At 64.4% G+C, this 25,601-nt stretch carries 31 protein-coding genes; 18 read left to right on the top strand and 13 right to left on the bottom strand.

Annotated features, from left to right (window positions below):
* Positions 1–49: 49 nt before the first annotated feature.
* The 7 genes from mltG to IVA91_RS06755 form a co-directional block, all read right to left on the bottom strand.
* Positions 50–1,333 (bottom strand): endolytic transglycosylase MltG, encoded by a 1,284-nt coding sequence (gene mltG, locus IVA91_RS06725; protein WP_247281616.1) that lies wholly within the window; start codon positions 1,331–1,333, stop codon positions 50–52.
* 125 nt (positions 1,334–1,458) lie between these two features.
* Positions 1,459–2,724 carry a beta-ketoacyl-ACP synthase II gene (gene fabF, locus IVA91_RS06730; protein ID WP_247281617.1) on the bottom strand — a complete coding sequence of 422 codons (1,266 nt, stop codon included), beginning with the start codon at positions 2,722–2,724 and terminating at the stop codon, positions 1,459–1,461.
* 108 nt (positions 2,725–2,832) lie between these two features.
* Positions 2,833–3,072, bottom strand: coding sequence for an acyl carrier protein (locus IVA91_RS06735; protein WP_008551805.1), 240 nt, complete (start codon positions 3,070–3,072; stop codon positions 2,833–2,835).
* 312 nt (positions 3,073–3,384) lie between these two features.
* Entirely contained in the window at positions 3,385–4,122 is a 738-nt protein-coding gene (gene fabG / locus IVA91_RS06740) for a 3-oxoacyl-[acyl-carrier-protein] reductase (protein ID WP_247281618.1), read from the bottom strand.
* Positions 4,123–4,133: 11 nt separating this feature from the next.
* Entirely contained in the window at positions 4,134–5,093 is a 960-nt protein-coding gene (gene fabD, locus IVA91_RS06745; protein ID WP_247420018.1) for an ACP S-malonyltransferase, read from the bottom strand.
* Positions 5,094–5,265: 172 nt separating this feature from the next.
* Positions 5,266–6,291 (bottom strand): fatty acid desaturase family protein, encoded by a 1,026-nt coding sequence (locus tag IVA91_RS06750; protein WP_247420019.1) that lies wholly within the window; start codon positions 6,289–6,291, stop codon positions 5,266–5,268.
* Between the two features lie 3 nt (positions 6,292–6,294).
* Positions 6,295–7,002, bottom strand: a complete 708-nt coding sequence (locus IVA91_RS06755; RefSeq protein WP_247420020.1) for a TetR/AcrR family transcriptional regulator C-terminal domain-containing protein — start codon at positions 7,000–7,002, stop codon at positions 6,295–6,297.
* 336 nt (positions 7,003–7,338) lie between these two features.
* Between IVA91_RS06755 and rpsF the strand changes: the two genes are divergently transcribed.
* From rpsF to rplI, 4 genes are all read left to right on the top strand, one after another.
* On the top strand, positions 7,339–7,809 hold the full coding sequence (gene rpsF / locus IVA91_RS06760; RefSeq protein WP_247281622.1) for a 30S ribosomal protein S6: 471 nt from the start codon (positions 7,339–7,341) through the stop codon (positions 7,807–7,809).
* 5 nt (positions 7,810–7,814) lie between these two features.
* Positions 7,815–8,054 carry a 30S ribosomal protein S18 gene (gene rpsR / locus IVA91_RS06765; protein ID WP_212371059.1) on the top strand — a complete coding sequence of 80 codons (240 nt, stop codon included), beginning with the start codon at positions 7,815–7,817 and terminating at the stop codon, positions 8,052–8,054.
* A gap of 133 nt (positions 8,055–8,187) precedes the next feature.
* The gene (locus IVA91_RS06770) at positions 8,188–9,168 is read left to right on the top strand and encodes a DUF2232 domain-containing protein (RefSeq protein ID WP_247420021.1); all 981 of its coding nucleotides are present in this window, start codon (positions 8,188–8,190) and stop codon (positions 9,166–9,168) included.
* Between the two features lie 48 nt (positions 9,169–9,216).
* Positions 9,217–9,816 carry a 50S ribosomal protein L9 gene (rplI, locus tag IVA91_RS06775; RefSeq protein ID WP_247420022.1) on the top strand — a complete coding sequence of 200 codons (600 nt, stop codon included), beginning with the start codon at positions 9,217–9,219 and terminating at the stop codon, positions 9,814–9,816.
* A gap of 112 nt (positions 9,817–9,928) precedes the next feature.
* Here rplI and IVA91_RS06780 read toward each other — a convergent pair whose 3' ends face one another.
* The 3 genes from IVA91_RS06780 to IVA91_RS06790 all read right to left on the bottom strand — a co-directional run bounded on the left by IVA91_RS06780 (position 9,929) and on the right by IVA91_RS06790 (position 12,088).
* Positions 9,929–10,396 carry a PaaI family thioesterase gene (locus IVA91_RS06780; protein ID WP_247458479.1) on the bottom strand — a complete coding sequence of 156 codons (468 nt, stop codon included), beginning with the start codon at positions 10,394–10,396 and terminating at the stop codon, positions 9,929–9,931.
* Entirely contained in the window at positions 10,380–11,003 is a 624-nt protein-coding gene (locus IVA91_RS06785; protein WP_247420024.1) for a TetR/AcrR family transcriptional regulator, read from the bottom strand. Before IVA91_RS06785 ends, IVA91_RS06780 begins: the two co-directional genes overlap by 17 nt.
* A 107-nt stretch (positions 11,004–11,110) precedes the next feature.
* Positions 11,111–12,088, bottom strand: a complete 978-nt coding sequence (locus tag IVA91_RS06790) for a hypothetical protein (protein ID WP_247420025.1) — start codon at positions 12,086–12,088, stop codon at positions 11,111–11,113.
* Between the two features lie 278 nt (positions 12,089–12,366).
* Between IVA91_RS06790 and IVA91_RS06795 the strand changes: the two genes are divergently transcribed.
* Complete coding sequence (locus tag IVA91_RS06795; RefSeq protein ID WP_247420028.1) at positions 12,367–13,617, top strand: cyclopropane-fatty-acyl-phospholipid synthase family protein; 1,251 nt, start codon at positions 12,367–12,369, stop codon at positions 13,615–13,617.
* Positions 13,618–13,620: 3 nt separating this feature from the next.
* Here the strand turns inward: IVA91_RS06795 and IVA91_RS06800 are convergent, their stop codons facing one another.
* Positions 13,621–13,827, bottom strand: a complete 207-nt coding sequence (locus IVA91_RS06800; RefSeq protein ID WP_247281629.1) for a transcriptional regulator — start codon at positions 13,825–13,827, stop codon at positions 13,621–13,623.
* 545 nt (positions 13,828–14,372) lie between these two features.
* Here IVA91_RS06800 and IVA91_RS06805 point away from each other — a divergent pair.
* On the top strand, positions 14,373–15,878 hold the full coding sequence (locus tag IVA91_RS06805; RefSeq protein ID WP_247420031.1) for a replicative DNA helicase: 1,506 nt from the start codon (positions 14,373–14,375) through the stop codon (positions 15,876–15,878).
* Positions 15,879–15,934: 56 nt separating this feature from the next.
* Complete coding sequence (alr, locus tag IVA91_RS06810; protein WP_247420237.1) at positions 15,935–17,212, top strand: alanine racemase; 1,278 nt, start codon at positions 15,935–15,937, stop codon at positions 17,210–17,212.
* 12 nt (positions 17,213–17,224) lie between these two features.
* On the opposite strand, the gene IVA91_RS06815 is transcribed toward alr, so the two are convergent.
* Entirely contained in the window at positions 17,225–17,443 is a 219-nt protein-coding gene (locus IVA91_RS06815) for a cysteine rich repeat-containing protein (protein ID WP_247420034.1), read from the bottom strand.
* 39 nt (positions 17,444–17,482) lie between these two features.
* On the opposite strand from IVA91_RS06815, the gene IVA91_RS06820 reads away from it, so the two are divergent.
* A complete protein-coding gene (locus IVA91_RS06820; RefSeq protein ID WP_247420036.1) occupies positions 17,483–18,253 on the top strand; it encodes an exodeoxyribonuclease III in 771 nt (256 codons plus the stop codon).
* A 4-nt stretch (positions 18,254–18,257) separates the two neighbouring features.
* Here IVA91_RS06820 and IVA91_RS06825 read toward each other — a convergent pair whose 3' ends face one another.
* Positions 18,258–18,626 (bottom strand): GFA family protein, encoded by a 369-nt coding sequence (locus IVA91_RS06825; RefSeq protein WP_247420039.1) that lies wholly within the window; start codon positions 18,624–18,626, stop codon positions 18,258–18,260.
* 331 nt (positions 18,627–18,957) lie between these two features.
* Between IVA91_RS06825 and IVA91_RS06830 the strand changes: the two genes are divergently transcribed.
* The 10 genes from IVA91_RS06830 to IVA91_RS06875 all read left to right on the top strand — a co-directional run bounded on the left by IVA91_RS06830 (position 18,958) and on the right by IVA91_RS06875 (position 25,543).
* Positions 18,958–19,698, top strand: a complete 741-nt coding sequence (locus tag IVA91_RS06830) for a FadR/GntR family transcriptional regulator (RefSeq protein ID WP_247281633.1) — start codon at positions 18,958–18,960, stop codon at positions 19,696–19,698.
* A 54-nt stretch (positions 19,699–19,752) separates the two neighbouring features.
* Positions 19,753–20,652, top strand: coding sequence for an NAD(P)-dependent oxidoreductase (locus IVA91_RS06835; protein ID WP_247458480.1), 900 nt, complete (start codon positions 19,753–19,755; stop codon positions 20,650–20,652).
* 10 nt (positions 20,653–20,662) lie between these two features.
* On the top strand, positions 20,663–21,346 hold the full coding sequence (locus tag IVA91_RS06840) for an amino acid ABC transporter permease (RefSeq protein WP_247281635.1): 684 nt from the start codon (positions 20,663–20,665) through the stop codon (positions 21,344–21,346).
* Positions 21,347–21,353: 7 nt separating this feature from the next.
* Entirely contained in the window at positions 21,354–22,022 is a 669-nt protein-coding gene (locus tag IVA91_RS06845) for an amino acid ABC transporter permease (RefSeq protein WP_247281636.1), read from the top strand.
* 1 nt (position 22,023) lies between these two features.
* A complete protein-coding gene (locus IVA91_RS06850; RefSeq protein ID WP_247281637.1) occupies positions 22,024–22,782 on the top strand; it encodes an amino acid ABC transporter ATP-binding protein in 759 nt (252 codons plus the stop codon).
* Positions 22,783–22,801: 19 nt separating this feature from the next.
* A complete protein-coding gene (locus tag IVA91_RS06855) occupies positions 22,802–23,593 on the top strand; it encodes a transporter substrate-binding domain-containing protein (protein WP_247281638.1) in 792 nt (263 codons plus the stop codon).
* 68 nt (positions 23,594–23,661) lie between these two features.
* On the top strand, positions 23,662–24,108 hold the full coding sequence (gene rpiB, locus IVA91_RS06860) for a ribose 5-phosphate isomerase B (RefSeq protein ID WP_212433903.1): 447 nt from the start codon (positions 23,662–23,664) through the stop codon (positions 24,106–24,108).
* Positions 24,109–24,368: 260 nt separating this feature from the next.
* Complete coding sequence (locus tag IVA91_RS06865) at positions 24,369–25,088, top strand: sulfite exporter TauE/SafE family protein (RefSeq protein ID WP_247420045.1); 720 nt, start codon at positions 24,369–24,371, stop codon at positions 25,086–25,088.
* Positions 25,089–25,129: 41 nt separating this feature from the next.
* The gene (locus tag IVA91_RS06870; protein WP_247281640.1) at positions 25,130–25,330 is read left to right on the top strand and encodes a hypothetical protein; all 201 of its coding nucleotides are present in this window, start codon (positions 25,130–25,132) and stop codon (positions 25,328–25,330) included.
* 27 nt (positions 25,331–25,357) lie between these two features.
* Entirely contained in the window at positions 25,358–25,543 is a 186-nt protein-coding gene (locus tag IVA91_RS06875) for a hypothetical protein (RefSeq protein WP_247420047.1), read from the top strand.
* The last annotated feature ends 58 nt before the right edge of the window (positions 25,544–25,601 follow it).

The following is a 25,601-nucleotide window of genomic DNA, read 5'->3' on the forward strand; positions in this document are numbered from 1 at the left end:
AAAGTGTAATCCGCAAAGTGTGATGGACGGCGCTGCGCGCAGCCCCGGCCTAGCGCTGGACCACCGGCGGCGAGGGTTGCACCGCGCCCTGCCGGGCCGGCGCGGGATTGGCTGGATTGGCCGGCCGGGCCGCGGGTGGCTTTTTCTGCTGGTTGGACCGCGCCGGCGTGGTCGCGGTCGGTGTATCGGCGGCGCCGGGCGCAGCAGCGGCCGGCGGCTGCGCGTCCTCGGCCGGCTCGACCGTGTCGTTCTGGATCTGCTTCTCGATCGCACGAAGCTTCGCGACGTTCTTCTGATGCGCGTCGTAGGTCTCGGTGAAGGCGTGCCCGCCGCTGCCGTCCGCGACGAAATAGAGATCGCGGGTGCGGGCCGGGTTGGCGGCGGCCTCGAGCGAGGCTCGGCCCGGATTGGAGATCGGCCCCGGCGGCAGGCCCTCAATCACATAGGTGTTGTAGGGAGAGGGCTGCGTGATCTCGCTGCGCTTGATCGGACGGCCCAGCGTGCCCTTGCCGCCGACGAGGCCGTATATGATCGTGGGATCGGACTGCAGCTTGATCCTCTGCTTTAGGCGGTTCACGAACACCGCCGCGACGCGGCTGCGCTCGTCCGGCTTGCCGGTCTCCTTCTCGACGATGGACGCCAGCGTCACCAGTTGCTCCGGCGTCTTGACGGGAATGTCCTGGTTGCGGCGCTCCCAGATCTCGGCCAGCACCCGCTTGTGCGCCTGCTGCATGCGCTGGATCACCTGCTCGCGCGTGGTGCCGCGCGGGAACTTGTAGGTCTCCGGCAGCAACGTGCCCTCGCGCGGCAGCTCGCGCACGGTGCCGGTGAAAATGTCGTTGTCGGACAGCCGCGCCACGATCTGCTCGGAGGTCAGGCCTTCCGGGATCGTCACGGCATGCTGCACCACCTTACCCTCGACGATGGTGGCGATGACGTCGCGCAAGGATGCGTTCTTCTGGAACGAATACTCACCGGGCTTGAGGTCCGAGCTCGCCTTCAACGCGGCGACGCTGGCGATGAACACCCACGGATTGACGTCGGTCACGCCTTCCCGGTTCAGCGTCTCGGCGATGTCGCGCTTGCCCGCGCGCTGCGGGATGTTGACGATCTTGTCTTCCTTCAGCGGTCCTGGCGCCTCGAGTACCTGCCGGCCGTAATAATAGACGCCGCCGGCACCGAGCATGGCGAGCAACAGCAGCGTGATGATCGCGTTGCCAACCACCACGAAGGGATTGCGCGCACGGTCCGATCGCTTGGGCGGCGGCGGGACCTGCTCGGGCTCGAGTGCAGCCCGCGGACTCCGGGGCGAAATGGGCGGCCTTTCACTCATCGAAGCAACCTGAATCCTGCCGGTTCAATCGCGGCCTGACAATGACTTGCCGAGCCAAATGCACGCGCCCACTTCTATGACTATCGCCGAATACGGCAAAACGGTGGATTCGTCTCAAACGCAAACTAATTGGCCAAACGCCGGACGATCACCGACGCATTGGTGCCACCAAAACCAAAAGAGTTCGACAATGCGACATTGACCTCACGCTTCTTCGCCGTGTGCGGCACGAGATCAATCGCGGTCTCGACCGACGGATTGTCGAGATTGATGGTCGGCGGCACGACATTATCGCGAATCGCGAGAATGGCGAAGATCGCCTCGATCGCACCGGCCGCGCCGAGGAGATGACCCGTCGACGATTTGGTCGAGGACATCGCAACCTTGGAGGCAGCGTTACCGAGCAGGCGCTCCACCGCACCGAGTTCGATCTCGTCGCCGAGCGGTGTCGAGGTGCCGTGCGCATTGATGTAGTCGAGATCGGATGCCGTGAGACCAGCACGCTTGAGCGCGGCCGACATGCTGCGGAAGCCGCCATCGCCATCGGGCGACGGCGAGGTAATGTGATACGCATCGCCGGAAAGGCCGTAGCCGATCACCTCGGCATAGATCCTTGCGCCGCGTCGCCTGGCGTGCTCGAGCTCCTCGAGCACCAGGACGCCGGCGCCCTCACCCATCACGAAGCCGTCACGGTCCTTGTCATAGGGACGCGAGGCCTTTTCGGGCGTCTCGTTGAAACCGGTGGACAGCGCGCGCGCGGCATTGAATCCGGCAATGCCGATACGGCTGATCGGCGATTCCGCACCGCCGGCAACCATGACGTCGGCATCGCCGAGCGCAATCAGGCGAGCGGCATCGCCGACCGCGTGCGCGCCGGTCGAGCAGGCTGTGACCACCGAATGGTTCGGTCCCTTCAGCCCGTGCGCGATCGACACGTAGCCAGAGGCGAGGTTGATCAGACGACCGGGAATGAAGAACGGCGACACTCGGCGCGGCCCACGCTCCTTGAGCAGGATCGCGGTGTCGGCAATGCCGTTGAGGCCGCCTATGCCGGACCCGATCATGGTGCCGGTCGCGCACTTGTCCTCTTCGGTCTCGGGATGCCAGTTGGCATCGTCGAGCGCCTGGCCGGCTGCGGCCATGCCGAAGATGATGAAGTCGTCGACCTTGCGCTGGTCCTTCGGCTCCATCCACTTGTCAGGATTGAACGTGTCGTTCGACCCGTCGCCGCGCACGACCGTGCAGGCGATCTTGGTCTGAAGATCGGAGACGTCGAAGCTCTCGATTCTGCGCGCACCGCTCTCGCCGTTGAGGATGCGCTTCCAGGTCGGCTCGACGCCACAGCCGAGTGGCGACACCATGCCGAGACCCGTGACGACGACCCGCCTCATATCCGAAAACTCCGTATCGAAAGATTCACGGCCAATAACAAGAAACCGGCTGACCGCTGCGAAGCGGCCCGTCCGGTTTCAATGTTGTCCCCGCGAAATTGAAGAGCCTTAGCTCTTCGCGTTCTTCTCGAGAAACTTCGTAGCGTCGCCGACGGTGAGAATCGTTTCCGCAGCGTCGTCCGGAATCTCGCAACCGAATTCCTCTTCGAACGCCATCACCAGTTCGACGGTGTCCAGACTGTCGGCGCCGAGGTCGTCGATGAAGCTCGCGTTGTCGACAACCTTCTCGGGTTCAACACCAAGGTGTTCGACCACGATCTTCTTAACCCGCTCGCCAATGTCACTCATTGCTTAACCTCGTGTTGTTCCCTGTAGACCCGACCCCCCGGGACGATACGAGCCGTCGTGGTCGTTTGACTGCCTTCGCTTACGAACTTTGATTTGGCCCATCCTAACCGATGCAGGCCCCGGCGAACGACGGCCAAAGGCTCCGCATCGCCAATATACAGGGTTTCAAAAACCTGCAATGGCGTTCTTTGCCCATCCGTTGTAGGTCCGGTTATCATACTTCAATTGCCTTGACTACAAGCCTCATTTCGCTCCGGAAACGGCCGTTTGCCGCATCCGGCACCGGCCTGACCGGCGGTGCGGCACGAGGCGTCAGATCATGGCCATGCCGCCGTTGACGTGGATGGTTTGCCCGGTGACGTAAGCCGCTTCGTTCGAGCTCAGGTAGACGGCGGCTGCCGCGATGTCTTCGGGCGTCCCCAGGCGGGCAGCCGGAACCTTGGTCAGAATCGTTTCGCGCTGCTTGTCATTGAGCGCATCCGTCATCGGCGTCTTGATGAAGCCGGGCGCGATGCAATTGGCGGTCACGCCGCGCTTGGCGTATTCGGCGCCGAGCGTCTTGATCATGCCGATCAGGCCCGCTTTCGATGCTGTATAATTGCCCTGTCCCGGATTGCCGGTGACGCCGACCACCGAAGTGATGGCGATGATGCGGCCGAAGCGCTTGCGCATCATCAATTTGGTCGCCGCGCGCGCCAGGCGGAAGGTCGCGGTCAGATTGACATTGATGACCTCCTCCCAATCCTCGTCACGAAGCTGCACGAAGAGATTGTCGCGGGTGATGCCGGCATTGGCGATGAGGATGTCGACTTGTCCCATCGCGGCTTCCGCGGCGGGCACCAGCGCTTCGACCTCATCGGCCTTGGAGAGGTTGCAGGGCAGCACAAAGGCGCGCTCGCCGAGCCTGCCGGCAAGCTCGTCCAGCACGTCCTTGCGTGTTCCGGAAATCGCAACGGCAGCGCCCTGCGCATGCAGCGCCTGCGCGATCGCGCCGCCGATGCCGCCGGTCGCGCCGGTGACGAGCGCCTTTCTGCCAGTCAGATCGAACATGAAGTACTCCTCTAAGCCTGCTTGGCAGCGGCCAGTGCATCCTTGGCGGCAGCGATATCGCTCGGACCGCCAACCGCAACGCCGACGGCACCGTCCGCAATGCGCTTGACGAGTCCCGTAAGCACCTTGCCCGCGCCGATCTCGAAGAAACGGGTGACGCCCTGCCCTGCCATATAGGCGACCGATTCACGCCAGCGCACCGTGCCCGTGACCTGCTCGACCAGGCGGCGACGGATCTCGTCGGGATCGGTGATGGCGCTCGCCAGCACGTTCGACACCAACGGCGCGGCCGGCGCCTTGATCGTGACCGTCGAGAGCGCCTCCGCCATGGCGTCGGCGGCCGGTTGCATCAGCTTGCAATGAAACGGCGCCGACACCGGCAGCAGCATCGCGCGCTTGGCGCCCTTGCCCTTGGCGATCTCGACGGCGCGATCGACCGCCGCCTTGTCGCCGGAGACCACCACCTGCCCGCCGCCATTGTCGTTGGCGGCCTGGCAGACCTGCCCCTGCGCCGCCTCATCGGCGACCTCGATGGCGGCCTCGTAGTCGAGGCCAAGCAGCGCGGCCATTGCGCCGGCACCGACTGGCACGGCTTTTTGCATTGCGAGACCGCGGGTGCGAAGCAGCCGAGCGGTATCGGAGATGCTCAGGCTGCCGGCCGCAGCCAGCGCCGAATATTCACCAAGCGAGTGGCCAGCGACGAAGGCTGCGTCCCGCCCGACGGAAAAACCGGCTTCACTCTCCAGCACGCGCAGGGTTGCGAGGGAGACCGCCATCAGCGCTGGCTGGGCGTTTTCGGTAAGCTGAAGGGTCTCGGCCGGACCATCCCAAATGGTCGCCGTCAATTTCTCCCCAAGCGCAGCATCGACCTCGTCGAACAGGGCGCGCGCTGCCGGAAAGGCGTCGGCGAGGGCCTTGCCCATGCCAACCGCCTGGGACCCCTGCCCCGGAAATGTAAATGCTGCCGTCATCGGCGCTCCCTGCATGTCGGGCGTGATCCTCACGAGAACCGGCAGCCGACTACGCGCGGCCTCAGCCCAAGGTTCCGGATCACGCTCCAAAGGGGGCCGTAGACACTGTCCGGGGTCGGAATGTCAAGCCAAGATGGGAACCCCGGCCGGATTCAACCGGTGATACGGTTTCCTAGAATCCGCCGGCCGTCTGGTTGACGTCGACCTCTGCCCCCGCCCGCGCGCGGCGCGCGCTGTTGACCAGCTGCCCCGGCCGATCGTCCTGGTTTGGCTTCGCGGTGGCAAGCCGCAGCACCGCGGCGTAGCCCGGCTGCACCTCCATGCGGTCGGCATGCCGGCTGGCGCTCAGCAGGCGATGCACCTTCGGCAAATTGTAGCAGGGCACATAGAACAAGAGGTGATGCTCGAGATGATAATTCACGTAGTACGGGGCGATGAACAGGCGCTCGAGAAAATTGGCATGCGTGGTCCGAGTGTTGCGCAAGGGATCATTGCTGTCAGGGACGACGGCGTGCTCGGCGATGTTGCGGATGCGGGTGATGACCATCATCCAGGTCAGCAGCGGCACCAGCCATAGCAATGGATAGGCCCACCACACGCCGGCCGCCGCGAGCGCAGCGAACATTGCGGCATTGACGACGCATTGTGGGCCGAGCTTCCCCCAGAAATGCGCCGCACGCTGCCGCCATGCCCAGTCCTTTGGCCCGAGCGCGTTGAGCAATTGCGCCTTGCGCTGCTGGTAGCCGGTCTGTCCGGTGATGTCGCGAATGAACTTGCGGCGATAGCTCAGCTTGGTGATCGGAAACGGCGCCGACAGCACCAGATCGGGATCGTCGTCCTGCTGGGTGCGCGCGTGATGCTGCAAGTGGTAGCGCCGGTAGCTCCGCGTCTCCGCAAACAGCGGATAGGCACAGAACCATTGGCTCAGCGCCAGATTGGTTTTCTCATCGGCGGACAAGCAGCCATGCGCGCCGTCATGCATGAGGATGGCAAGTCCAAGCTGGCGCGAGCCGATGATGGCGACGGCGAGAATGTACGTCAGCGGATTGGGCCACCACGCGACCAGAGCGATCGCACCGATGATGAGCGCCCAGGCGTGCGCGATCAGCGCAACGCCCTTCCACGTCACGCGCTGGCGCACGTCGGCCAATTGATCGTCCGTCAGGAAATCGCGGGCACGCATGCGAAGCGCGGTCATGGCCTAACTCTCCTCGTTCGAATTGCTCGGCGCGTCGCGCTGCTCGACGAGACGCAGGCGCGCAGCCTCGCCCGTGGATTTCGCCTGCTCACCGAGCACGCGCAGCATCTCGCTGCAGAGCTCCTCCGGCGATCGGCCCATGGCGTAGCCTTCGAGGATGACGCCGATAGCGACGGCCCAGAACCGCCGCGAGCTTTCATCGGGCGCGCGCAGCGAGCGCCAGCCGTGTCGTGCAACCTGGCTTGCATAGGCCCGCGCGCCTTCGCTGTGCAGCCGTTCGATGGTGCGTTCAACCAGTGGCGCCAGATCCTGCCGCCGCCGCGTCAGTGTCAGGGCTTCGGCGAAGAAGGCGACCGAATCGCTCGCCGTGACCGTCTCCGCCAGCGCGTGCGTGTATTCCTGCGGCGTGCGCGTCCTCAGCGCCGCCTGTTCCGTCGCGCGCGCCAGATACAGCAGCTCGCGGCAGGCACATTCGACGAACAGCGCCTCCTTGGTGCGGAAGTAGTAAGTGATCTGGCTCGGGAACGCGTCCGCCGCGGCCGCGATGTCGGTGATCGACGTGCCCGACAGCCCCCGCTCCCGGAACAGCGGGCTTGCCGCATCCAACAGCAGCGACCGCATCTTGCGGCCGGCCGTGCGTGTGGCGCGCGCGGCGTGCTTGGGGTCGCTGGCGCCCGGTTCGAACGGAGCATGGGCAGAATTGTCTGCCATTGGATCCTCCCGCTGACTTGTTTGTATGTTATACAAACAAGTAGGTCAAGCTGGTTCGATTTGAGGGCCGACCATCACCCGCCTTCGATTGTGCGAGCCGAGACTTGGGCCCCAACCTTGCAAAGCCAGGCAAAATCCGTATAAGGCGCCCATCCGCAGACCCCGGCCGGGAGCTGAACGGACGGTCTCAGCAAATCATTCGTGATTTTGGTGTGGCAGGGCCAGTCGGCCCGTCGTCCCGTGTTTCCGCCTTCTGAGCTTAATCCCAGAGTCCTTTCCGAAGGTCTCTTAAGGGCTTGACGCCGGGCGATGCGCCAACATGAGGAAAGGACTTCCATGCCTCTTTACGAGCATGTTTTTCTCGCGCGTCAGGACGCGAGCCCGCAGCAGGTCGAAGAGCTGACTGCACAGATGACCGGTATCGTCGAGGGCCTCGGCGGCAAGGTTACCAAGACCGAGAATTGGGGCGTTCGCTCCCTCACCTATCGCATGAACAAGAACCGCAAGGCTCATTTCGTGCTGCTCAACATCGATGCGCCGTCCGCGGCGATCGCCGAGATCGAGCGCCAGGAGCGCATCAGCGAAGACGTGATCCGCTATCTCAGCGTCCGCGTCGAGGAACTCGAGGAAGGCCCGTCCGCGATGATGCGCAAGGCCGATCGTGATCGCGAGCGTGACGACCGCGGCGGTGGGTTCCGCGGCGAGCGTGAAGGCGGCTTCCGTGGCGACCGCGAGGGCGGCTTCCGCGGTGACCGCGGCCCGCGCCGTCCGCGCGAAGAAGCTGAAACCACTGCGGATGCGGAGTAAGATCAATGGCTGAAGCTGGTGCACGCCGTCCGTTTTTCCGTCGTCGCAAGAGCTGCCCGTTCACGGGCACCAATGCTCCCAAGATCGACTACAAGGACTCCAAGCTGCTAATGCGTTACGTCTCTGAGCGCGGCAAGATCGTGCCGAGCCGCATCACCGCGGTGTCCGCGAAGAAGCAGCGTGAGCTCGCCCGCGCCATCAAGCGCGCGCGGTTCCTGGGCCTCTTGCCCTACGTCATTCGCTGACACGACCAATTCGACCGGCGGCCGCCGAGCCGCCGGTCGTCATATTCTGAACTCATAAGGCCTCCGGGTCATCCGGTCGCCGATGGTTGGGGCAAACGACGCCTCTAACCGCTCGAAGGGAGCGGGACAGCTGATGATGGCCTTTGGATTGATAGCCCTGATCGCCGGCGCCGCGTCGGCGCTGATGTTCGCCTCGATCATCTCGGGCGCGCTGATCTCGCTCGTCCTGTTCTATCTCGCACCGCTGCCGCTGATGGTCGCCGCGATCGGCTGGGGGCCGCTTTGCGCGTGCCTCGGCGGCATTGCCGCCGCAATCGGCCTCGGCGCGCTGTTCGGCCTGCCCTACTGCATCGCCTTCGCCGTCACCGTCGCATTGCCGGCCTGGTGGCTCGGCCATCTCGTCCTGCTTGGCCGGCCAGTGGGAAGCGTCGCACCAGACACCTCTGCCGTCGAGCCGCCGGCCGAGCCCGAGATCGAGTGGTATCCGGTCGGCCGCATCCTGCTCTGGATCGCAGGCTTCGCCGCGCTGACCACCATTGCCGCCCTGCTCACGCTCGGCACCGACGCCGACACCATCAGCGGCACGCTGCGGCGGGGCTTGATGCGCCTCCTCCCCGCCGCCGATCCGCAAACTTCGGGTGAAGCCAGCCAGTTCGTTGACGCACTCGTGCGCATTGCACCGGCCGCCGCCACCATCGTCGCGATGATGACGCTGACTCTCAGCCTCTGGCTCAGCGCCAAGGTGACCGCGACGTCGGGCCGGCTGCGTCGTCCCTGGCCGGACCTGAAGGCGGCCGAGCTGCCGCCGATGACGCTCGTGGCGCTCTGCATCGCGCTCGCCTTCTGCTTCACCGGCGGGCTGCTCGCGATCGTCGCGCAGATCACCACGGCCGCGCTGATGATGGGCTATGCGCTGACCGGTTTTGCCGTGCTGCATACGCTGACACTGGCGCTGAAGAGCCGCACCTTCTGGCTCGGCTCGACCTACGCCGTCGTCGTCGTGTTCGGATGGCCCGTCATCGCGATGGTGATCCTCGGTCTTGCGGATGCCGTGTTCGGCTTCCGCGAGCGCTTCCTGCGCAGCCGGCGGCCGCCGCCGCTGCCAACCTCTTAAGTTCAACCCCGGAAACTGAAACTCAGATCCCTTCAAAGGAGAACGAATATGGAAGTCATTTTGCTGGAACGCGTCACCAAGCTCGGCCAGATGGGCGAAGTCGTGAAGGTTCGCGACGGCTATGCCCGCAATTTCCTGCTCAAGCGCGGCAAGGCGCTGCGCGCCACTGCCGACAACCGTGCCAAGTATGACGGCATGAAGGCTGAGCTCGAGGCTCGCAACCTCCAGGCCAAGGGCGAAGCGTCCAAGGTCGCCGAAAAGATCCAGGGCAAGAACATCATCGTGATCCGCCAGGCCTCCGAAGCCGGCCAGCTATTCGGCTCGGTCACCGTGCGCGACATCGTCATGGCGTTCGAAACCGACGGCGTCCATCTTGACCGCCCGCAGGTGCAGCTCGACGCACCGATCAAGACAATCGGCAAGCACACGGTCACCGTCGCCGTTCACCCGGAGGTCGAGGTCGACATCACCGTGACGGTCGCGCGCAGCCAGGACGAGGCCGAGCGCATCAACCGCGGCGAGGACATCTCGACCCGCAACGAGGACCGCGACGCGGCTGCCGAGGCAATCGCCGCGGCCGGCGAGTTCTTCGATCCGGAAGCCCAGCACGACGAGGTCGAGCCGGTGCCGGCTACGGAAGAGAAGTAACTCCAATGTCGTCATTCCGGGATGGTCCGAAGGACCAGACCCGGAATCTCGAGATTCCGGGTTCTCGCTTCGCGAGCCCCGGAATGACGAGCTCAAAATCAGCCCGGCTGCCTCAGGCGGCCGGGCTTTTCGTTTTCGCGGCGACGTCCTCGCTCAACATCGCAATCGAGGCCAGCGCCGTTGCCGTGTGCTTCTCGACGCCGTCGCTGACGCAGAATACGTCGGCCGCAACCACCGAGACCTGACGGCCCGGCTTGATCACCCGGGCACGGCAGATCAGCTTCTCGCCGACTGCAGGCGACAATAAATTGAGCTTGTACTCCGCCGTCAGCGCCGGCTGGCCACGCGAGGTCGCGGCTGCGATCGTTGTGGCGTTGTCGATCAGGAAGGCGGTGACGCCGCCGTGGAAGAAGCCGTGCTGCTGCAGCAGCTCCGGCCGGCGATCCACGGCGATCGTGCAGCTGCCGCGCGACAAGTCCGAAAGCTCGGCGCCGACCAGGATCATGAAGCCCTGCCGGCCGACATTGGCGTGGATGCGGTCGGCAATCGGTGCGAACTCCGGATCAGCTGCGGCTGACATGCACTCTCTCCTGTTGCTGGTTGATGCGGTCGAACGGCCTTAGCGCCCGAATGGCGCAGGCGATCAGCATGTCGGCCTCCCCGCGAGGGTCGGTGTGGTCGCGTCCCGACAGGAAGGCGCGGCAGAAGATCTGCGCCGGCCCGATCAGCTGGCTGATGAACATTGCCGGCGTCATCGGCAAGAGCTCACCGCGTGCAACCAGCGGCGCGCGCCAGCGCTCGATGCCGTCGGCGAGGCGCGCGTTCTGCGCGCGCTGGGCATCGCGAACCTCCTCGCCCCACTCGCTGCGGGAAATCTCGAAGAGGTAGCGCGCCTCGCGCCGGCTGGTCACGACCCACTCAAGATGCGCCCGGATCAGCCGATCGATGCCCTGCTCCGCACCGGGCACGGGATTGAGCGCGGTCAGCATTGCGGCGTGATAGTGCCGCAGGACCTGCAGGAACAGCGCACCGGCGAGCTCCTTCTTTGAGCCGAAGGCGTGAAAGAAGCTGCCATTGGAGGCGCGCGCCCGGGTGCGGATCGCAGCCACCGTCGCGGCTTCGAAGCCGACGCGGTCGAACACGATCAGCCCGGCCGCCAACAGGTCGTCTCGCACGTTCGACGTCATTGCCGCCTCCTAGAGCATTAAACTAGAGTATCACTCTAGGCCTCGTCAATACGGTGCGGAGGCCGCGATCAACGCGGTCGGCGCATGTCCATCAAGACCAAGCTGGTTTAGCGCGAGATCGGCGGCGTCGGCGGGCCGGACGACTCGGCCGGCGGCGCAGGCGGGGCTGCAGCGGTCGCGGGAGGTGCCGGCGCCTTGGCCGGTTCGGAGCTGGCAGCAGGCGCGGTCGGAGCCGCCTCTTCCGTCGCTCTGGGCGCGGCCGGCTCGGTCGGCTTCACGGCGGCTGGTGCAGACGGCGTCACCGGCGGCACCGGATCCGGGCGCAGCGGCGGAGCTTCACTGCCGCGCGGCTCGACCTTCCCGCTATCAGGACTGGCGTCGGCGGGCTTCTCCGATGCCGTGCCACTGTCGGGCTTGGTCTCGTCACGACCCGGCTCGACCTTGGCGCTGTCGGGCTTGGCCGTCTCAGGCTTCGACTCGGCCTTCGGCTCGCTCTTCTTGTCTTCAGTGGCCGGCGCGGCGGCGTCGACCTTCGGTGCTTCCTCAGTGCCGGGCTTGCCGCGGCGCTTGGCCTTGCGTCCCTCGGGTGCTGCCTGGCCTTCGGATTTCATGCCTTCGTCGGCCGGCCGCGCAGCACGCTTCTGGCGCGGGCCGTCGGCCGCAGGAGCGGACCCCTCGCCCTCCGGCTTGGCGGCCTCCTGCGAGCGCTGGCGGCGGCCCTGATGTTCGGACTGGCCCGGAGCTGTATTGGCTTCTCGCTCCCTGGCGCCGTCCTTCTTGTCCCTGCCGTCCTTGGCCTGATACCGGGTGTCGGTGGCACCATTGGAGACGAGGTAGGAGGCGAGAATGCCCGCCATGTCCAAGCTCGTGGTGTAGTGCTGGCGCAGGAATCCCGGCAGCGAACTCGGCGCCACGGACTTCAGAAGTCCACGCGGGCTCTTGTGGCAGGCATTGCAGGTCTGCGCGAAGAGCTGGGACGGAGTCTTGCCGGCCTCGAGGTTCGTTGCCTGCGCAAGAATGGTATCGGTCGCGCCGAAGCCGATCAGAAGCAATACCGTCGCGAGACTGAACGCTCGGCTCGACATTTCCCATCATCTCCACTGAAATACGAGAGGTGCAGCCGGCGTCCCGCGCGGCGGCGGTCACCTTTTATCCGATTGAGCCGCGAATGGAAGCAGGCCCCCGCGCAAGGATGTGATTAAGCGCTTTTCGAATATCGGCTTTGAGCACAGCGCAATGGCGGAGGCGGAACTGGCTCGCTAGATTTTAGATGCAAACGCATAGGAACCGCTGCGGCGCCTGGGCGTCAGATATGAAGGCCGGGTTAGTCGCATCTTTCGGGTCCGCTCGAGAGGAAATGCCGATGGACCGCTTGTTGCATAAGTTTCTGTCTCAATTCATCCGGCGCGGGTCGATGACGGTGACCAGCGCAAGCGGGACGACGTTCACCGTCGGCGACGGCTCCGGCGCCCCGGTCGCAGTCCGCTTCGTCACGAAAGACGCAGAACGAAAAATCCTCATCAATCCCGAACTCGGGCTTGGCGAAGCCTACATGGATGGCGAGTTCGTGGTCGAACACGGCACCATAGCTGATGCCCTCGCGATCCTGCTGGATCAACCCGACCTATTGCCGCAATGGGCCAAACCGTGGTGGCACCTACGCTATCTGACACGCCACCTCAAGCAGTTCAATCCGCGCTCGCGCTCGCGCAGTAACGTGGCGCACCACTACGATCTCGACGCCCGGCTCTATTCGCTCTTTCTTGATGCCGACAAGCAATATAGCTGCGCCTATTTCGAGACGCCGGAGACCACGCTCGATGACGCGCAGCTCGCCAAGAAGCGGCACATCGCCGCGAAGCTGCTCGTCGGGGCCGGCCAGCGTGTGCTCGACATCGGCTCGGGCTGGGGCGGGCTCGGGCTCTATCTTGCCGAGATCGCGGGCGCCGACGTCACCGGCATCACTCTGTCAACCGAGCAATTGCGGATCGCCAATGCACGCGGCGCCGAAAAGGGCCTGACGGGCTCGGCCAAATTCCTGCTGCAGGACTACCGCGACATCGAAGGCCCATTCGACCGCATCGTCTCGGTCGGCATGTTCGAGCATGTCGGCGCCCGCTTCTACGACACCTACTTCCAGCGCTGCGCCGAGCTCCTGAGCGAGGACGGCGTCATGCTGCTGCATTCGATCGGCCGTTCGCAGGGACCGGACTCGACCAATCCCTGGATCGCCAAATACATCTTCCCCGGGGGCTACATCCCCGCTCTGTCCGAGGTGCTGCCGTCGATCGAGCGGGCGGGTCTATTGGTCTGCGATATCGAGATCCTGCGCCTGCACTACGCCGAGACGCTCAAAGCCTGGCGAGAGCGCTTCATGGCGCGGCGCGAGGAGGCCGTGCAGCTCTACGATGAGCGCTTCGCGCTGATGTGGGAGTTCTACCTGGCGGCCTGCGAAATGACCTTCCGCAAGCAGGCGATGATGAACTTCCAGATCCAGCTCACCCGGCGCCAGGGCATCGTGCCGATGACGCGCGACTACATCGCGCGCGAAGAGGCCCGGCTGCGGGCCATCGAGGGCGGCGCCAAGCCCAGGCTCAAGCTGGCAGGTGAATAGGCCCTAATGATGCAGGCCGGAAATCTGGGAAAGCCGCAAGGAGGCGCTTAGCGCCAGTTGCGTCCGCAATTCCAAAAGCACTTCAGGTGCAACCGGCTGACGCCGCACTTCAGGCCGCTCGGCGTGCTCCATGGCCGCGATCAGTCCAGCTAGCCAAAGCCGGCTGCCTGCCTCGCTTCGCCACATCTGCTGCTGCCGTTCTGGCCGCATCGCTTGCGTCTCCCTGCTGGCGGGTCGGGGACAACCCCCTGCCCGCCGGCCTGTTCCGGCTCTACCCGAAAGAATCCGGGAAGATGTGATCTGCTTCACACAAAGCTGGTCGGACTTGGCTTAGATCGTCGCCATGCGCAAAGAGACCCAAACCGCATTCGACGTGCAGAACGACCTCCGCACCGATTACGCCCTGATCGTCACTGGCGTCGGGGCGGCCTTGGCTGCGCTGGTCTACCTCCTGCTGGTCTGAATCCCAGCCGAAAGCTCCCAGCGTGCGTCAATTCGCGCGCTCTTCGATGGGTCTGCGCGCCAATCCATAAGGTTCACGGCTTCAGGCTTTTTCCACCGCGCGGGTGCGTCCGCTCCCAAGCCGCACCCGGTTCCGCGAAAATCCGTCAAGCGCGGGCGTGCTGCGGCGGCCAATCATCCACCATTTTCACTGAACGGTTGATAGCGGTCAGCTTTTGCTTCCGCTTTCGCCTGCAGCGGCGCTTTATCCCCGCCCCGCATCCGCCCAAGAAAATTGCTAAGCACGTCCGACCATGGCCCTGACTGATTCGAACGTTCTCAAACTCGCGCCCGACGCCGGAACGCCCGCCTATCGGAGCGCGCCGCACAATATCGAGGCGGAACAGAGCCTCCTGGGCGCGATCCTAGTCAACAACGACGCCTTCTATCGCGTCTCCGACTTCCTGGAGGCGAAGCATTTCTTCGAGCCGCTACACCAGACCATTTTCGAGACCGCCGGCACCCTGATCCGGATGGGCAAGATCGCGACGCCCGTCACGCTGAAGACGTTCCTTCCCGCCGATACCGATGTCGGCGGCATGACCATCGGACAATATCTGGCGCGGCTCGCCGCCGAAGCGACCACCATCATCAACGCCCAGGATTACGGCCGCACCGTCTACGACCTGTCGCTCAGGCGCGACCTGATCGGCATCGGCGAGGACATGGTCAATGTCGCATACGACGCGCCCGTCGATTTCCAGCCGCGGGCGCAGATTGAGGACGCCGAACGCAAGCTCTACGAACTTGCCGAGTCTGGCCGTTATGACGGCGGTTTCCAGAAATTCTCGCAGGCGCTGACGGTCGCCGTCGATCTTGCGGCGAAGGCGTTCCAGCGCGACGGAAAGCTGTCGGGCATCTCGACGGGCCTGCGCGATCTCGACACCAAGATGGGCGGCTTGCAGCATTCCGACCTCATCATCGTGGCGGGACGTCCCGGTATGGGCAAGACCTCGCTGGCGACCAACATCGCCTACAACGTCGCGCGAGCCTATGTTCCGGAACTCCAGGCGGACGGCACCATGAAGGCCGCCAATGGCGGCGTGATCGGCTTTTTCTCCTGCGAAATGTCGGCCGACCAGCTCGCCACGCGTATCGTGGCCGAGCGCACCGGCATCCCCTCCTCGCACATCCGTCGCGGCGGCATCACGGAAGCCGATTTCGAGAAGATCCGCCAGGTCTCGATCGAGCTGCAATCGCTGCCGTTCTATGTCGACGCCACCGGCGGCCTGTCGATCGCGCAGCTAATGGCGCGCGCCCGCCGACTCAAGCGCCAGAAGGGCCTCGATCTCCTGGTGATCGACTACATCCAGCTGTTGTCCGGCTCGGGCAAGCGCGCCAGCGACAGCCGCGTGCAGGAAATCACGGAGATCACGACCAGCCTGAAGGCGCTGGCGAAGGAGCTCAACGTCCCCGTGATCGCGCTGTCTCAGCTTTCGCGTCAGGTGGAGTCGCGTGACGACAAGCGGCCGCAGCTCTCGGACCTGCGCGAATCCGGCTCGATCGAGCAGGACGCCGACGTCGTGCTGTTCGTGTTCCGCGAGGAATATTACCTCGCCATGAAGGAGCCGCGTCCCGGCACTGAGGAGCACGCCAAATGGCAGGCCGACATGGAACGCACGGTCGGCCGGGCCGAAGTCATCATCGGCAAGCAGCGCCATGGCCCGACCGGCACGGTCGAGCTGCACTTCGACGCCTCCGTCACCCGCTTCGGCGACCTCGCCCATGACGGCCAATTGCCGGATCGCAGCGACTATTAGAAACTGTTCCCCGGGTTGAACCCTTCGGGCCTCTTGCGTAAAACGGCGCCATGACAATGGCGTCCGACCCGAAAACGATCCCGCAATCCGGTCTTCTCTCCGCGGAGGCCAGTCAGGCTGCCGCGCTCGCCGCCTATGGCGGCGTACTCACCGTCGATCTCGACGCCATCATCGCCAATTGGCGCAAACTCGAGAAGACGGCGGTACCGGCCGAGTGCTCGGCGGTTATCAAGGCCGACGCCTATGGCTGCGGCGCCGCCGAAGTCGCGCGTGCCCTGAGCAAGGCCGGCTGCAAGACCTTCTTCGTCGCCACCATAGAGGAAGCGCGCAAGGTGCGCGCGGCCGTGCCGGAGCCCACGATCTACGTGCTCAGCGGCTATTTCCAGAACACCGGCGAGCACTATGCGAAGATCAACTGCCGGCCGGTGATCGGCGACCTCAACGAGCTCGCCGAATGGGACGTGTTCTGCCGCCGCACCGGCTGGACCGGAGGCGCCGCTGTTCACATCGACACCGGCATGAACCGGCTCGGCCTGACGCTTGCGGAAGCGCAGGCCATCATCCCCCGCATCAATGCCGGCGATCACGGCATCACGCTGGTGATGAGCCATCTGGTCTCGGCCGAGCAGCTCAACAGCCCGGTGAATGCAAGACAACTCGCAGCCTTCCGCGGCATCGCCAGCGAGTTCTCGGGCGTGCCGGCGGCGCTCGCCAATTCCTCCGGCATCTTCCTGGGCGCGCCCTTCCAGTTCGACATGGTGCGGCCTGGGGCCGCACTCTACGGCGTCAATCCGACGCCGGAGGCCGATAATCCGATGCAGCAAGTCGTGGATCTCAAGGCGCGCATCGTGCAGATCCGCACCATCGAGCGCGGCGAGACCGTCGGCTATGGCGGCACCTGGACCGCACGGCGGCCGACCAAGCTCGCGATCATCGCGGTCGGCTATGCCGACGGCTATTTCCGCGCCGCCAGCTCCAATGACGGCACCCGCGGCGCCGAAGTCATCGTGGCCGGAAAACGCTGCCCGGTCGCGGGCCGCATCTCGATGGACCTGATCGCAATCGATATCACCGACCTGCCGCCGAATGCGGCGCGGCGCGGCCACATGGTGACGCTGCTCGGCGAGGGCATTACCGTCGACGAGCTCGCGCATCATTTCGGCACGATCGGCTATGAGGTGCTGACCAGCCTCGGCCGCCGCTATGCCCGCCTCTACAAGGGCGGCAATATCGTGGAGCCGGTGACAAAGCCAGCTGCCGCACAGGCTGTTGAGCAGCCGCCCTCCCCGCCGTCGGTCGAGCAGCCGGCAAGCCCGCCGCCGCTGCGGAGCTGAACTGCTCCTCGCTTACTTCTTTTTCCGGTTGTCCAGCGCCGCCTTGCAGGTCGCGCTGAGCTGATCGCGCTTGCCGTTGAGACAGGCGACGATGCCGCCGCCGGGCGCGATGCCGGCGCAGAATTTGTCATAGTCCGCCTTGCACGCACCGCGCGGATCGGACGATTGTGCCGATGCGCCTCCGCAGAACGCGATGACGAGTGCGATGGCAACAAAGCTCAACTTGGACATTGTGTCTCCGGGATCGGAAGGCAGAAGCGTCAGCCCTACATGAAGATTGCGACATTCAACATCAACAACATCAATCGCCGCCTGCCCAATCTCTTGGCATGGCTGCGGATCGCGAAGCCCGATGTCGTCGCGCTTCAGGAGTTGAAGGCAAGTGATGGCGAATTTCCGGCGGCGGCCATCGAAAAAGCCGGCTATGGCGCAGTCTGGCGTGGACAAAAGACCTGGAATGGCGTCGCCATCCTCGCCCGCAACGCCGAGCCCGTGCTCACCCGCGATCGCTTGCCGGGGACGACCGACGATCTCGAAGCCCGCTACATCGAAGCGGCCGTGGGCGGCGTCATCGTCACCAGCATCTATCTGCCGAACGGCAACCCGCAGCCGGGGCCGAAATTCGACTACAAGCTGGCCTGGTTCGCACGGCTGAGGCGCCACGCCAAGAGCTTCGTCAAGCAGGATCTGCCGGTGGTGCTCGCCGGCGACTACAACGTCGCGCCGACGGCGATCGACATCTATCCGACGCGCTCATGGGACAAGGATGCGCTGATCCAGCCGAAGAGCCGGGCGGCGTTTGCCTCACTGGTCGAACAAGGCTGGTGCGACGCGATCCGCGAACTGCATCCCGAAGAGCGCATCTACACGTTCTGGGACTACAAGCGAAACCGCTGGCCGCGCGATGCGGGCCTGCGGCTTGATCATCTATTGCTCAGCCCTGCCCTCGCCCCGCGCCTGGTCAAAGCCGGCGTCGACAAGAAGATCCGCGGCGAGGATGGCGCGAGCGATCACGCGCCGGCGTGGATCGTGTTGCGGTGACTCCTCACCACAGATTCCTGCCGTCGATCACGTTCACCGGTACCGCGTCCAAATCGAAATCGTCGAACAGGCGCGCATTCACGGCGACCTTGGGATTGTCGAAATCGGGCTTGCCCGTCGACCAGTCCGGCGATTCCGAATAGGTGCCGCAGCCGCAATTCGCACAGAAGTGATGCTTGACGGAGCGGCTGCCCCAAAGATAGGTCGCGACGTTGTCGGGGGGCGACAGCAGGCGGAACTGCGCCGGCGTGTAATAGGCCCATAGCGCGCCGCGCTTGGTGCAGAGCGTGCAGGTGCAGCGCGTCACGCTCGACGGCGCCTCCGTCACCTCGAACACCGTCTCACCGCAATGACAGCTTGCCTCGATCGGCATGATCCTCTCTCCGTTTAGTCAGGACATGGTCGTAGCCGGCCGCTGCTGCCAACATGCTGTCAGCAGCCTCGCCATTGGGTTTCAAAACCCACGCGGATGGCGGTCATCCGGTCGCTCCAACAGAACATGGAAAACAACCCCATGCACAGTAGCCCACCCCTATCCGCTCAATGGGTTACGCGTATTCCGATTCCATTTGACTCGTCGGCCTCCAAGCCGGCCGTCTGGAAGCAGTTCGCGCATTTTCCGACCCATTCAATGTTGAGCCTCTTGACCTCAGCGGTGCTGGTTATCATACTGGTCTGACCAGGATCAGACCAAGAGACGTGGGATGGAGCTCAAGCGGGCGGTCGAAGGCGAAAAAGGGTTCGAGAAGGTGTTCGCCTTCTTGCGCGAGCGCCTGCTGGCGGGCTCGCTCAAGCCCGGCGACCGGCTGATTTCCGAACGCGAGCTGGCGACCCTGCTCGGCGTCAGCCGGCCGATTGTCCGCGAAGCGCTGCGGGCCCTGACCGTCCTCGGCATCGTCGAGATCCGCCACCGCATCGGCACCGTGGTGACGCGGCCGGACGTCTCCGTGCTGAATGACTTCTTCACCTTCGCGCTGGCCCAACAGGCGGACATGCTCGATGACGTCATGCAGGCCCGCGTGGCGATTGAATGCCAGGCGATCAGGCTGGCCTGCGAACGCGCCAACATAGCCGATTTCGAACGTCTCCAACGCGCGCTGGCAAAAATCGGGGAAACGATCGACGAGGCGGATGCCGGCGGCATGGCCGACTTCGACTTCCATCGCGCTATCGTCGTCGCCTCGCATTCGGAGACGTTGACGGTTCTACACAGTTCGATGGGAGGCCTGTTGACGCATTCGCATCGCAGCCGCCGCGAGCTGGTCCAGGCTTTCCCGTCGATGAAGACGTATCTGATCGATGATCACCGGCGCATCTTCGAAGCGGTCATTGCACGTGATCCGGAGCGCGCAGATGCGACGCTGCGCAAGCATTTTGCCATCGGCGACGAATACCGGCGGCGCGCCGTTGCCGGCGACATCGACAAGACCAGCGCCTCAGGTTGATCGCGGCAGGCCAATCAAGCAAGAAACCAATCAAGCAAGAAACGGACTGACACCATGGGACGGAACGACAAGGGCAATGTCGGCTTCATAGGCATCGGCACGATGGGACGCGAGATGGTGCCCAACCTTCTGGCGGCCGGACACGCGGTTCGCGTCTTCGATCTGAACGAAGTCGCGCTGGCGGAAAGCGTCAAGGAAGGTGCGACCCGCACCAACAGCCCCGCCGACGCCGCGCAAGGCGCCGAGATCGTCATCACCATGCTGCCCGACACGCCCCATGTCGAGGCGACCATTTACGGCGACCATGGGCTCCTGAAGTCCCCTCCTCCCGGCAAGCTGATCGTCGACATGAGCACGATCTCGCCGGTCGCCGTCCGTCGTATCCATGCCGAGCTGCAAAAAGCCGGTGTCGGCTTCATCGACGCGCCGGTCTCGGGCGGGCCTGTGGGCGCCAAGAACGCTGCGCTGTCGATCATGGCCGGTGGCGATGCCGAAGCCTTTGCCAAAGCCGAGCCGTTCTTCCGTGCGATGGGCACGACCATCACGCATGTCGGAGCCTCCGGCGCTGGCCAGACCGTCAAACTCTGCAACCAGCTGATCTGCGGCATCAACATCCAGGCCATTTGCGAGGCGCTTGCGCTCGGGCGCGCCTCGGGGGTCGATCTCAACCTGCTGCGTCGGGTGCTGCTCGGCGGCTCGGCTGCCTCGTGGATGCTCGACAAGCTCGGCCCGTCCATGATCGAGGGCGACGTCGGCGCCGGCTTCCGCATCGACCTGATGCTGAAAGATCTGCGCCTGGTGCAGGAGCACGCGCAGGCGCTGAACGTGCCGCTGCCCGGCACTGCGCTCGTCACCAGTCAATATGTCGATGCGCGCGCGCATGGCGAAGGCAGCAACGGCAACCAGGCGCTGTTCCGCGTCTATGACCGCATGACCAACCAGGTGACGGGCTGAACCCGATACGATGACCCTCCAACTCGACTTTCCCGCAGTGCTGGAGCGCTGGCCAAGTTTTCTGGCCGGTGCCGCGCTCACGTTGGAGTTGGCATTCTTCGCGACCGTGCTCGGCGCCCTGCTCGGAACGCTTGCGGCGGTCGGGCGCGGCACGCATAACGCGCTGATCGCGGGCGCCTGCAAGGTCTATGTCGAGACCATCCGCAACACCCCACTGCTCGTGCAGATCTTCCTGGTTTATTTCGGCCTCGCCAGCCTTGGCCTAAAGTACTCCGCCTTCACCGTGGCGGTGGCCGCGCTGACCATCAATGTCGGCGCCTATACCGCCGAGATCATGCGGGCCGGCTTCGAGGCGATCCCGCGCGGACAGATCGAGGCCGCCGAAGGGCTGGCACTGTCGCGTCTCCAGATCTACTGGCACATCATCCTGCTGCCGGCGATCGAGAAGGTTTATCCGGCGCTGACCAGCCAATTCGTGCTGCTGATGCTGGCCTCCTCGGTCTGCTCGCAGATCTCGGCCGAGGAGCTCACCGCGGTCGCGAACTACATCCAGTCGGACACGTATCGCGCCTTCGAGACCTACATCATCGTGGCCGTTCTCTACGTCATCCTGTCGTTGGTGATGCGCGCGGGCTTCTGGGGCCTCGGCCTCGTGCTGTTTCCGCGCCGACGCCGGCTCGGCACGCCGTTGTGAGATGACCATGGGCGGACATCTCAACATCAATCATCTGATGTTCCTCGGCCAGGGCGCGCTGTGGACGATCGGATTGTCCATGATCGCGCTGATCGGCGGCGGCATCGTCGGCTTCGTGATTGCGCTGGCGCGTATCTCGCCGCTCAAATCGGTGCGGATCGCCAGTGCCGTCTATGTCCAGCTCGTCCAGGGCACGCCGCTGCTCGTCATTCTGTTCCTCGGCTATTTCGGCTTGGCCGCCATCGGCCTGAAGGTCTCGCCGCTCGCGGCGGCCGGCGCCTCGCTGACGCTCTATGTTGCCGCCTATCTCGGCGAGATCTGGCGCGGCTGCATCGAGTCCGTGCCGAAGCCGCAATGGGAGGCTGCCGAAGGCCTGGCGCTGAGCCGGACCCAGCGCATGATGAAGGTGATCCTGCCGCAGGCGATCCGCATCGCGACGCCTCCGACCGTCGGCTTCATGGTGCAGATCATCAAGAACACCTCGCTCGCCTCCGTCGTTGGCTTCGTCGAGCTGATGCGCTCGGGCCAGATCGTCAACAACTCGCTGTTCGAGCCGTTCGCCATCTACGCCATCATCGCCGCCACCTACTTCGCCATGTGCTATCCCCTGTCGCTGTTCAGCCAGAGGCTGGAACGGCGGATGGGGTATGGCAGGTCCAACCTCGCGCCGGCCTGACATGCAACAAAACGCCCTCTCCTCCGAGCCCATCGTGTCACTTCGCGACGTGCAGAAAAGCTTTGGCCCGCTGCGGGTGCTCGACGGCGTCTCCTTTGCCGTCGAACGCGGCGAGGTGCTGGCGCTGATCGGACGCTCCGGCTCCGGCAAGAGCACGGCGCTGCGCTGCATCGACCGCTTCGAGAAGGTCGACGGCGGCGAGATCGTCGTCTGCGGACACCGGGTCGACCGACCGGACGTCGATCTGCGTGCGCTGCGCCAGGACGTCGGCATCGTGTTCCAGAGCTACAATCTGTTTCCGCACCTCACGATCGAGCAGAACATCACGCTCGCGCCGTGTGCCGTGAAGGGCCTGACCGCTTCGCAAGCCAAGGACCTCGCGCGAAAAGTGCTCGCACAGGTCGGGCTCGAGGAGAAACTGCATGCCTATCCCGAACAGCTCTCGGGCGGCCAGCAGCAGCGCGCCGCGATCGCCCGCTCGCTTGCCATGCAGCCGAAGGTGATGCTGTTCGACGAGGTCACTTCCGCGCTCGATCCGGAGCTCACCGGCGAAGTGCTGAAGGTGATCGAGCAACTCGCGGCTGATGGCATGACCATGGTGATGGTCACCCACGAGATGGGCTTTGCCAAAGGCATCGCCGACCGAATCGTCTTCATGCATCGCGGCAAGGTCCACGAGACTGGGCCCGCCTCGATCCTGACGTCGCCGGTAACGCCCGAGCTCATGCAATTCGTGGGCACGGGAAACCTGAAATCATAATAGGAGAGGAGAACCAAGGATGACAAACAAGACATTGCTGGGGGCGGCCGCGCTGTGCTGCCTCGTCATGATATCAGCCACGCCGGCATCTGCCGATCTGCTCGACGACATCACGAAGGCGAAGAAAATCCGCATCTCGACGGACCTTGCCATTCCGCCCTCGGGCATGATGGATTCCACGATGAAGCCGACCGGCTCCGACGTCGAAGTCGCCCAGCTGCTCGCCAAGGATTGGGGGCTCGAGCTGGAATTCATCCAGACCACCGGCGCGACCCGGATCCCCAACGTCCTGACCGGCAAGGCGGACATCATCATCTCGACCCTGTCGGTGACGCCGGACCGCGCCAAAGTGATCGACTTCACCAAGCGCTATGCGACGCTGCAATCCGATGTCGGCTGCCTGAAATCGTCGGCCGTCAAGGACTGGCCCGACCTGAAGGACAAGCCGATCGGCGTCTCGCGCGGCACCACGCAGGACACGACGCTGTCCAACATGAAGGACAAGGACCTCAAGATCGCCCGCTACGACGATGATGCCACGATGGTGACGGCGGCCGTCTCCGGCCAGGTCGACTGCGTCGCCTCGTCCGCGACGATCATCAACCAGATTGGGGTGAAGAACCCCTCGCGGGTGTTCGAGTCCAGGATTCCGCTGGCGACCTTCGACCTCGCCATCGGCCTGAAGAAGGGCGAGCAGCGCCTGATGGACAAGCTCAACGCCTGGATCACCGAGAACGTCAAGAACGGCAAGCTCAACGCGATCTACAAGAAATTCCACGGCGTCGAACTGCCGCCCGACATGCGCAGCTGAATCAAACGGACAATCGTGACAGCCGCATACGGCTGTCACGATCAATGCAAGCTCAAGAAGGATATTACATGCGTCTCGTCATCGGATCCGACCACGCCGGCTGGCCGCTCAAGCAGACCGTCATCGATCACATCCGCAAGCTCGGCCACGACGTTATCGACGTCGGCTCCTATGACGACAAGCCGGTGGACTTCCCCGACATCGCGCGCGCGGTGGCGCAGAAGGTGACGTCGGGCGAAGCCGCACGCGGCATCATGGTGTGCGGCACCGGCGTCGGCGCCTCGATCGCGGCCAACAAAATGAAGGGCATCCGCGCCGCGGTCTGCCATGACGTCCATTCCGCCCATCAGAGCGTCGAGCACGACGACGTCAACGTCATGTGCATCGGCGCGCAGATCGTCGGCGCCTGGCTCGCTGTGGATCTCGTGTCCTCCTACCTCTCGGCCGAATTCTCGACCGACGAGGATTTCCGCCGCCGCGTGGAGAAGCTGCGCGTCATGGACGAGCAAGGCTGACCGCCTCTCCATGACCCTGGTGTTCGGCTCGCCGGCCGATACGATGGGGCCGGCGATACCTTTGTCGGCGCATTCGCAGCCATGCTCAGGGAAAGCGTGTCGCTGCAGCGCGCTCGTGGTAAGCTGCAAAGCCGCGGCATTGAAATGTCTCAAAGCCGGCCAGACCGGCATGCCGATGCGTCGCGCGATCGGTTCCCTCGCCTCACGGATCGCCCATATCGCTGGGCGCGGCTAAACTCTCCCGATTCGGGGAGCCCATTTTGGCCTTTCTCTTCGTGCTCAGCGTCGGCCTCATCGCCGGCACCATCTCCGGCATCGTCGGCACCGGCTCGTCGATCATGCTGATGCCGGTGCTGGTCTATGCCTATGGGCCGAAGGAAGCCGTGCCGATCATGGCGGTGGCCTCCGTAATGGCGAACTTTTCGCGGATTTTGGCGTGGTGGCGCGAGGTCGACTGGCGGGCTTGCGCGGCCTATTCGGTGACGGGCATTCCGGCCGCAGCGCTCGGCGCACGGACGCTGCTGGCGCTGCCCGCGCACGCGGTCGATCTCACCATCGGCATCTTCCTGATCGCGATGGTTCCGGTGCGACACTGGTTGGCGCGGCACGACCTGAAGGCCAATCTCTGGCATCTCGCGATCGGCGGCGCCGTCATCGGCTATCTCACCGGCATCGTGGTCTCGACTGGCCCGCTCAGCGTGCCCTTGTTTCTGTTTTACGGGCTCAGCAAGGGCGCCTTCCTCGCGACTGAAGCTGCCTCCTCGCTTGGCCTCTACTTCGCGAAATCCGTGACCTTCGAGCGCTTCGGCGCCCTGACCGGCGAGGTCTTCGTCAAGGGCCTGATCGCGGGCGCCTCGCTGATGTCGGGCGCCTTCGTCGCAAAGCGTTTCGTGCTGCACCTGAAGCCGGAGATGTTTCGCCTGCTGATGGACGGCATCATGCTGGCGGCGGGCTTGACGATGCTGTTCAACGCGTTCTGACTGCGCTCCCTTCGAGACATATCGCCGAGAAGGACCAATGCATGCACACAGTGCCCCTGATTGTCGCTGCCGCCGGCATCGTCCTTTCCGCACCACAGCCGACTTTCGCCGCGCAGCCGTTCGACGGTTTATGGGCTCTAACCAAGCAGGATTGCCGCGACAAGAACGCCCCGGACAGCAAGACGATGATCGATCTCGACAACGCCATCAAGGGCAAGCCGGCCCCGCTGATCGATCGGTAAGAAAACCACTGCCGCGTCGACCGCACAGTGCCGGCCGGCGACGGCCTTGTGCTGTCCGCCACCTGCTTCGAATTCTCGGACGACTTCACCAAGGGCGTGAACGGCAGCAAGGTCACGATCAAGTTGGCCCCGGGCGCAAACGGCGCGATCAAGATCGACGGGAGGCCATACGTGCTGTGCAAGCGCAAGGACGAGTTGCCAAAAGTGCGATAGCGGGAGACGGTTCGCACCTTCGGGTCTGATCGTGCTAAGCACGCCGCACCCAAAGTAG

Source organism: Bradyrhizobium sp. 153 (assembly GCF_023073835.1).
In the GTDB taxonomy this organism is placed as follows: domain Bacteria; phylum Pseudomonadota; class Alphaproteobacteria; order Rhizobiales; family Xanthobacteraceae; genus Bradyrhizobium.

What these genes read in the sequence shown, in the direction of transcription:
- IVA91_RS06870 (WP_247281640.1), top strand. Translation starts at nt 25,130, where the DNA reads ATGCACACAGTGCCCCTGATTGTCGCTGCCGCCGGCATCGTCCTTTCC.
- IVA91_RS06815 (WP_247420034.1), bottom strand. Translation starts at nt 17,443, where the DNA reads ATGTCCAAGTTGAGCTTTGTTGCCATCGCACTCGTCATCGCGTTCTGC.
- rplI (WP_247420022.1), top strand. Translation starts at nt 9,217, where the DNA reads ATGGAAGTCATTTTGCTGGAACGCGTCACCAAGCTCGGCCAGATGGGC.
- IVA91_RS06755 (WP_247420020.1), bottom strand. Translation starts at nt 7,002, where the DNA reads ATGGCAGACAATTCTGCCCATGCTCCGTTCGAACCGGGCGCCAGCGAC.
- rpsR (WP_212371059.1), top strand. Translation starts at nt 7,815, where the DNA reads ATGGCTGAAGCTGGTGCACGCCGTCCGTTTTTCCGTCGTCGCAAGAGC.
- IVA91_RS06780 (WP_247458479.1), bottom strand. Translation starts at nt 10,396, where the DNA reads ATGTCAGCCGCAGCTGATCCGGAGTTCGCACCGATTGCCGACCGCATC.
- IVA91_RS06800 (WP_247281629.1), bottom strand. Translation starts at nt 13,827, where the DNA reads ATGCGGCCAGAACGGCAGCAGCAGATGTGGCGAAGCGAGGCAGGCAGC.
- IVA91_RS06750 (WP_247420019.1), bottom strand. Translation starts at nt 6,291, where the DNA reads ATGACCGCGCTTCGCATGCGTGCCCGCGATTTCCTGACGGACGATCAA.
- IVA91_RS06805 (WP_247420031.1), top strand. Translation starts at nt 14,373, where the DNA reads ATGGCCCTGACTGATTCGAACGTTCTCAAACTCGCGCCCGACGCCGGA.
- IVA91_RS06785 (WP_247420024.1), bottom strand. Translation starts at nt 11,003, where the DNA reads ATGACGTCGAACGTGCGAGACGACCTGTTGGCGGCCGGGCTGATCGTG.
- IVA91_RS06795 (WP_247420028.1), top strand. Translation starts at nt 12,367, where the DNA reads ATGGACCGCTTGTTGCATAAGTTTCTGTCTCAATTCATCCGGCGCGGG.
- IVA91_RS06790 (WP_247420025.1), bottom strand. Translation starts at nt 12,088, where the DNA reads ATGTCGAGCCGAGCGTTCAGTCTCGCGACGGTATTGCTTCTGATCGGC.
- IVA91_RS06840 (WP_247281635.1), top strand. Translation starts at nt 20,663, where the DNA reads ATGACCCTCCAACTCGACTTTCCCGCAGTGCTGGAGCGCTGGCCAAGT.
- IVA91_RS06830 (WP_247281633.1), top strand. Translation starts at nt 18,958, where the DNA reads ATGGAGCTCAAGCGGGCGGTCGAAGGCGAAAAAGGGTTCGAGAAGGTG.
- IVA91_RS06820 (WP_247420036.1), top strand. Translation starts at nt 17,483, where the DNA reads ATGAAGATTGCGACATTCAACATCAACAACATCAATCGCCGCCTGCCC.
- IVA91_RS06855 (WP_247281638.1), top strand. Translation starts at nt 22,802, where the DNA reads ATGACAAACAAGACATTGCTGGGGGCGGCCGCGCTGTGCTGCCTCGTC.
- fabD (WP_247420018.1), bottom strand. Translation starts at nt 5,093, where the DNA reads ATGACGGCAGCATTTACATTTCCGGGGCAGGGGTCCCAGGCGGTTGGC.
- IVA91_RS06735 (WP_008551805.1), bottom strand. Translation starts at nt 3,072, where the DNA reads ATGAGTGACATTGGCGAGCGGGTTAAGAAGATCGTGGTCGAACACCTT.
- alr (WP_247420237.1), top strand. Translation starts at nt 15,935, where the DNA reads ATGGCGTCCGACCCGAAAACGATCCCGCAATCCGGTCTTCTCTCCGCG.
- fabG (WP_247281618.1), bottom strand. Translation starts at nt 4,122, where the DNA reads ATGTTCGATCTGACTGGCAGAAAGGCGCTCGTCACCGGCGCGACCGGC.
- IVA91_RS06850 (WP_247281637.1), top strand. Translation starts at nt 22,024, where the DNA reads ATGCAACAAAACGCCCTCTCCTCCGAGCCCATCGTGTCACTTCGCGAC.
- IVA91_RS06825 (WP_247420039.1), bottom strand. Translation starts at nt 18,626, where the DNA reads ATGCCGATCGAGGCAAGCTGTCATTGCGGTGAGACGGTGTTCGAGGTG.
- mltG (WP_247281616.1), bottom strand. Translation starts at nt 1,333, where the DNA reads ATGAGTGAAAGGCCGCCCATTTCGCCCCGGAGTCCGCGGGCTGCACTC.
- fabF (WP_247281617.1), bottom strand. Translation starts at nt 2,724, where the DNA reads ATGAGGCGGGTCGTCGTCACGGGTCTCGGCATGGTGTCGCCACTCGGC.
- rpsF (WP_247281622.1), top strand. Translation starts at nt 7,339, where the DNA reads ATGCCTCTTTACGAGCATGTTTTTCTCGCGCGTCAGGACGCGAGCCCG.
- rpiB (WP_212433903.1), top strand. Translation starts at nt 23,662, where the DNA reads ATGCGTCTCGTCATCGGATCCGACCACGCCGGCTGGCCGCTCAAGCAG.
- IVA91_RS06770 (WP_247420021.1), top strand. Translation starts at nt 8,188, where the DNA reads ATGATGGCCTTTGGATTGATAGCCCTGATCGCCGGCGCCGCGTCGGCG.
- IVA91_RS06835 (WP_247458480.1), top strand. Translation starts at nt 19,753, where the DNA reads ATGGGACGGAACGACAAGGGCAATGTCGGCTTCATAGGCATCGGCACG.
- IVA91_RS06845 (WP_247281636.1), top strand. Translation starts at nt 21,354, where the DNA reads ATGGGCGGACATCTCAACATCAATCATCTGATGTTCCTCGGCCAGGGC.